Raw genomic sequence first — 4,720 nt, 5'->3', positions numbered from 1 at the left:
ATGGAAATTTTCAGGGTTGCATTACTGTTTATTTGTCAAGGTACAGGAGCCTAGAATCCGCTCCACTACTGCCTTTGCGAGCTTTTCGATGTGTCCTGTCCGCAGCGGCAACGTAGATAAATATATCACTGTGCAATATAAGTGTCAACACTTTATTTAACGATTTTTTTCTGACTAAATATCAAACCGGATTGTTCATGCATTTTCACATAAAGAATGGCTCACTGCAGGGCGTATTATAACGCCATCTCTCTGCACTTCCGCCGGCAGCATTGTACCAATTTCCGGTTACCTCATTTATTATTGCAATGCTATCGCCGCGCTCTTCCATCTCGAATAAGAGAATTCTCTTCTTCTCATGAATATTGGGACAATGAAGTGACATCATGAGCTTACCTTCGAAGGTCTTAAATAGCATTGCATGTCCGCCATCAAGCGCATATAAAGGGATCTTTTCCTGAATCCAGGGGCCATGCACTGTACCGCTGGCAGATCTGGCGTATCCAACTGTATATCCGCCTCTTTCGGAGAAGCTGGACCAGAGCATTATTAGGGTCCCGGACTCTAATCTGTACAAAAAAGGGCCATCGGTTACAAGCCCTCCGTCAGCAGCAGAATTGCCGCGCCAGGGAGCATCCGATGCCCTGAACAAAATCTCCGGCTCCGATACTGCTTTTGACAGATCATCATTTAGTTTAACTGCGCAGATCTGACCATCATAGACCTGCATCCACTCATGGCAAAATATCATCCAGGGTGCACCTTCTTCGTCCACATACAGTGTCCCATCAAGACAGTGCCAGCCTTTTGGCGTAACCGGGCCGTCACCTACCGGCATAAAGGGGCCATCCGGAGAATCGGATACCAGGCACTGGCATCCGCGATATTTTCCCTCTGCTCTGAATGAAGAAATAATATAGTATTTCCCCTTCCAGATGTGACATTCCGGTGCCCAATAGTCCTTATCCGCCCAGAAATCTCCTTTTCGAAAGCATACCTTTGGCTCTGAAAAGTTGACAAGATCCGGCGATTTTAACACATAGAAGCATGCCTCATCACACTTTGCCTCAGGAAATCTCTCGGTGTCGACAAATTGGACATAGGTGTAGTAAAAGCCTGATCCGGCATCCGCAAGAATAAACGGATCGCTTATATGTACGTCTCTGATGCTGTAAGGGTAAGATACTGTCATGTCGGAATCCTCCATAGTATGAACATATACAATATTTACAATATCAGGTGAAATGTCTGATCCTCAGTTCTATTCCGGTCTTTTCGGACAGCTGTTTGCACGCTTCTATCTGGTCTTCGGGAAGAACATCCACTATGGACCACTTAACGTTCCCGATCTCTTCCTTGCACTTCCCCGCAAAATCCACCATTTTATCGAAGGCGCCCTCTACCTGAGGTCTGGTAACAGACTCATATTTAGCGCTGTCCGGCGCATTAAGACTGATAGATACGCTGTCGATCACATTGGCAAGTTCAGGAACAATATTCCTGCCGTTTTCCTCGTTTCCAAGTCCGTTGGTATTAAGGCGGGTCTTAAGCCCCTTCTCCTCCTTTGCAACTCTCGCTGCTTCCAGCAAAATATCAAGGGCACAGGTAGGCTCACCATATCCGCAGAAAACCAGCTCGTCAAAGCCTTCAAAATTATAGCCTCGTATTGCCTCTATAACTTCTTCCTTGGTGGGGTTCACCTGATGCCACAGAGTATCGGCATCCCCCACGCCGTCCTTAAGGAATCTGATGCAGAAGGTGCACCTGCAATTACACTTATTAGTAATATTCGCATAGACTGAAGTCTTGTATTTGTATAGAATATCCGCCATTTTATTATCCTCCCAAGCTTATGTAATTATCAGAACTGAAAAATCGTCTTTTTGATACCGGAAGTGTCAAGGGCTACCGCCAGAATGTAGAAAAAGAGTGCACTTCCTCCGGACTGAACAAAACTACCGGTAAAAGCTGAAAAAATCGCAACCTTCGTACCGAATAAAATCATCTCTGCAATATAATATCCTGTAGCTGAGATTAAAAATGCTATGACCGGAGCAGCCATGTTTCGCTTTGACAAAAGCCTGTTGCCACGGCTTGAAAAAGGAAGTACTATGAGCGATTTAATAATAACAGTTGGTATTACCCACATTGGCGCAGTAAGAAGGTCTGCAATACCGCCTCCAAGAGCTCCCACCAGCATAGCATAGGGCGCCGGCAGTAGAGCTGCTGCCAGGTAGATTATTGTATCTCCGAAGTGAACATAGCCACCGTTCACTCCCACAGGAATATGAAAAATGTATGCAGTAAAAATCACGGTTAATGCAGCCATAACACCTGTAAGTGCCATCAGTCTGGTTTTTGATCTTACGTTTTCTCTTGCCATCTTATCTTTGTCCTCCAATCCCTTCATACAATACTTTTTCATAGTCAACGCCATAGTTACGGTCCTTTGCATCCGTTCCCATAACAGCTCTGTATATGAAATCTGCAGTTGCCTTAACTGCTTCCACTATATCTTTTCCTATAAGTACGTTACTAAGAAGCGCTGCCGCAAAAAGGTCTCCTGTTCCCGAATAGCTTCGGCCGTTCTGGGGACTTGTTATCACATCTGCACCGTTTAGGTGAACTACCAGATTACCTATTTCCTCTTCGTTCACAGCAATTCCTGTTACCACGATGCTCTGCAAATCATGTGATCTGACTCTTTTGGCGATCTCTATGATACGTTCGATGCCATCGTTGCCGGCTGCGGCCTCCAACACCCTCTCCGGGTCTTCACCGGCAAGAAGGCACAGCTCTGTCAGGTTGGGAGTTATGATGTCTGCCATGGACACCAGTTTTTTAATCTTTTCCAGCATTTCGGCTGAATAATTGGAATAACACCTGCCGCCGTCTCCCATAACGGGATCCACCAGAAGGACTGTATTGTCTGTTTTAAAAGCATTGGCAAAATCCTGAACGTCATCGGCAACCCGGCACTGGGGCATATAGCCGGTCAAAATACCCTCGAAGCTCTCTCCGGCATTTTTCCACTCCTGCCTGCAATGTGACACCATATCCGAGGTGTCGTGCATATAGTAGGAGGGAAAACCTGTCTGCGCGGTCAGAACAGCTGTCGGAACCGGACAGACCTCAATTCCCATGGAAGTCATGACTGATATATCTGCCATAAGTGAGCATTTACCGAATCCTGACAGATCGTTAATTGCAGCAACTCTCATTTTTCCTGCATCTCCCTTACTAATCACTTAAATTAAGTGCAATTATATAGCAGTTGTTGGTAATATAGAAATAGCCAATAATGATATTTTTTATAATACCAGATTATCTCCTAAGCCTATCCGTTGACATAAAAATGCCATGTACCGAATAATGCAAACTCGATACATGGCATTTAATCCTATCTCGTTATTATTTAGCCCTGGCAGCAAGCTTCCGATTTCCTGCGGATCAGATCGGCAACTGCAAGATGACAATTGGAGAAATAATGACATAGATTACGTTCTTCCTGCCCAGGCACTAAGAAACGTGCCTACTACAGCAGATACAATGACAACAAGCTTAAGTACTAAGCTGATTCTCTTTTGATTTGCAGATAAATTATTCATTGTGATACCTCTTTAACAAACTATGTTACATTGCGCGCAATATGTTTGTATCACATGTTTATCTATTTGCAAGAACTTTTTGATAAAAGAATTATGTTTTATTGTTAATTATCCTTCTTACGGCAGATATACAGCAGATGGTTGGTGTTTCCAAGAAGTTCTCTTTTCTCAGAGAAATGAAGGTACCAGTCGGACAGCTTCTTGAAATCCTCCTCCGATACTGCAAAATCAGCCCTGGGCTCAAGCGGTTCGATCAAGCCGTCAACGCCTGTGGTGGTGATCCATGATACATCTTTTGCCTTGAATAATTCTTCAAACTCGACGATGTCATATCCGGTAAAAAGCTGTTCCTTAAAGTGCCTAATGCCATAATCTTCAGTGAAATTCTCCTCCTGTCCAAGCCCCCAGTTGCCGCAAAAATAGTTGGAATACATTATGGCGTAGATTGAAATGAAGGCAAAAAGCAGAATTCCGCCGGGCTTGGTCACTCTTATGGCTTCATCAATTGCCTTATTCACCTCATCTTTTTCATACAGGTGATAGAGAGGGCCGAAAACCAACGTAACATCGAAGGAATTGTCCTCCAGCATCTCAAGGCTTGTAGCATCTCCCTGAAATGAACGGATATTGGCCATACCCTCGCTGTTCTTCCTGAGAATGCCAAGGTTACTCTCAACCAGTTCAACGCTCGTTACATCCATGCCCTCCTTGGCAAGGGCTATAGAGTATCTTCCGGTGCCCGCGCCTATCTCCAATACTCTGGAGTTCTTATCGGCATATCTATGGATGTAATTCATAGTGGTAGCGTATTCAAGCCTTCCATGAATCGACCTCTCAAGGCGGCTGTCCTCTTCATACTGGCCATAGAAACTGCTGACGATTTTTTCTCTTGTTGCTCCTTCGGTAATTAGTTCCATAATCTTCTCCTCCTGAAATTAATATAAAAAACCTCATCAAACATAACACAATCAGACCCCTGATCATTATTATTCACGGGATTGGAATCTGATGGTGCGATTGAATTGATGAGTGCGAATCTTATCATGAACTACCCTCACCGACTCTGCGTCGGAAAGGGTTTCTGTTACGCCGCTTCGCGGCATGAACCTGCA

5 protein-coding genes are annotated in these 4,720 nt (G+C 44.5%); all 5 read right to left on the bottom strand.

Annotated features, from left to right (window positions below; translation table 11 throughout):
• Positions 1–205: 205 nt before the first annotated feature.
• Positions 206–1,192, bottom strand: a complete 987-nt coding sequence (locus tag G588_RS20980; protein WP_022780118.1) for a glycoside hydrolase family 43 protein — start codon at positions 1,190–1,192, stop codon at positions 206–208.
• A 43-nt stretch (positions 1,193–1,235) separates the two neighbouring features.
• Positions 1,236–1,832 (bottom strand): TIGR04100 family radical SAM protein, encoded by a 597-nt coding sequence (locus G588_RS0118205; RefSeq protein WP_022780117.1) that lies wholly within the window; start codon positions 1,830–1,832, stop codon positions 1,236–1,238.
• A gap of 29 nt (positions 1,833–1,861) precedes the next feature.
• Complete coding sequence (locus G588_RS0118200; protein WP_022780116.1) at positions 1,862–2,410, bottom strand: TIGR04002 family protein; 549 nt, start codon at positions 2,408–2,410, stop codon at positions 1,862–1,864.
• The gene (locus G588_RS0118195) at positions 2,385–3,221 is read right to left on the bottom strand and encodes a PfkB family carbohydrate kinase (RefSeq protein WP_022780115.1); all 837 of its coding nucleotides are present in this window, start codon (positions 3,219–3,221) and stop codon (positions 2,385–2,387) included. Before G588_RS0118195 ends, G588_RS0118200 begins: the two co-directional genes overlap by 26 nt.
• 491 nt (positions 3,222–3,712) lie before the next feature.
• Positions 3,713–4,525 (bottom strand): class I SAM-dependent methyltransferase, encoded by an 813-nt coding sequence (locus G588_RS0118190; protein WP_022780114.1) that lies wholly within the window; start codon positions 4,523–4,525, stop codon positions 3,713–3,715.
• Positions 4,526–4,720 lie beyond the last annotated feature (195 nt).

This window comes from Butyrivibrio sp. AE3009 (assembly GCF_000420845.1).
GTDB lineage: Bacteria > Bacillota > Clostridia > Lachnospirales > Lachnospiraceae > Butyrivibrio.
This window is presented reverse-complemented; position numbering and strand designations above follow the sequence as displayed.

What these genes read in the sequence shown, in the direction of transcription:
- G588_RS20980 (WP_022780118.1), bottom strand. Translation starts at nt 1,192, where the DNA reads ATGACAGTATCTTACCCTTACAGCATCAGAGACGTACATATAAGCGAT.
- G588_RS0118205 (WP_022780117.1), bottom strand. Translation starts at nt 1,832, where the DNA reads ATGGCGGATATTCTATACAAATACAAGACTTCAGTCTATGCGAATATT.
- G588_RS0118200 (WP_022780116.1), bottom strand. Translation starts at nt 2,410, where the DNA reads ATGAAGGGATTGGAGGACAAAGATAAGATGGCAAGAGAAAACGTAAGA.
- G588_RS0118195 (WP_022780115.1), bottom strand. Translation starts at nt 3,221, where the DNA reads ATGAGAGTTGCTGCAATTAACGATCTGTCAGGATTCGGTAAATGCTCA.
- G588_RS0118190 (WP_022780114.1), bottom strand. Translation starts at nt 4,525, where the DNA reads ATGGAACTAATTACCGAAGGAGCAACAAGAGAAAAAATCGTCAGCAGT.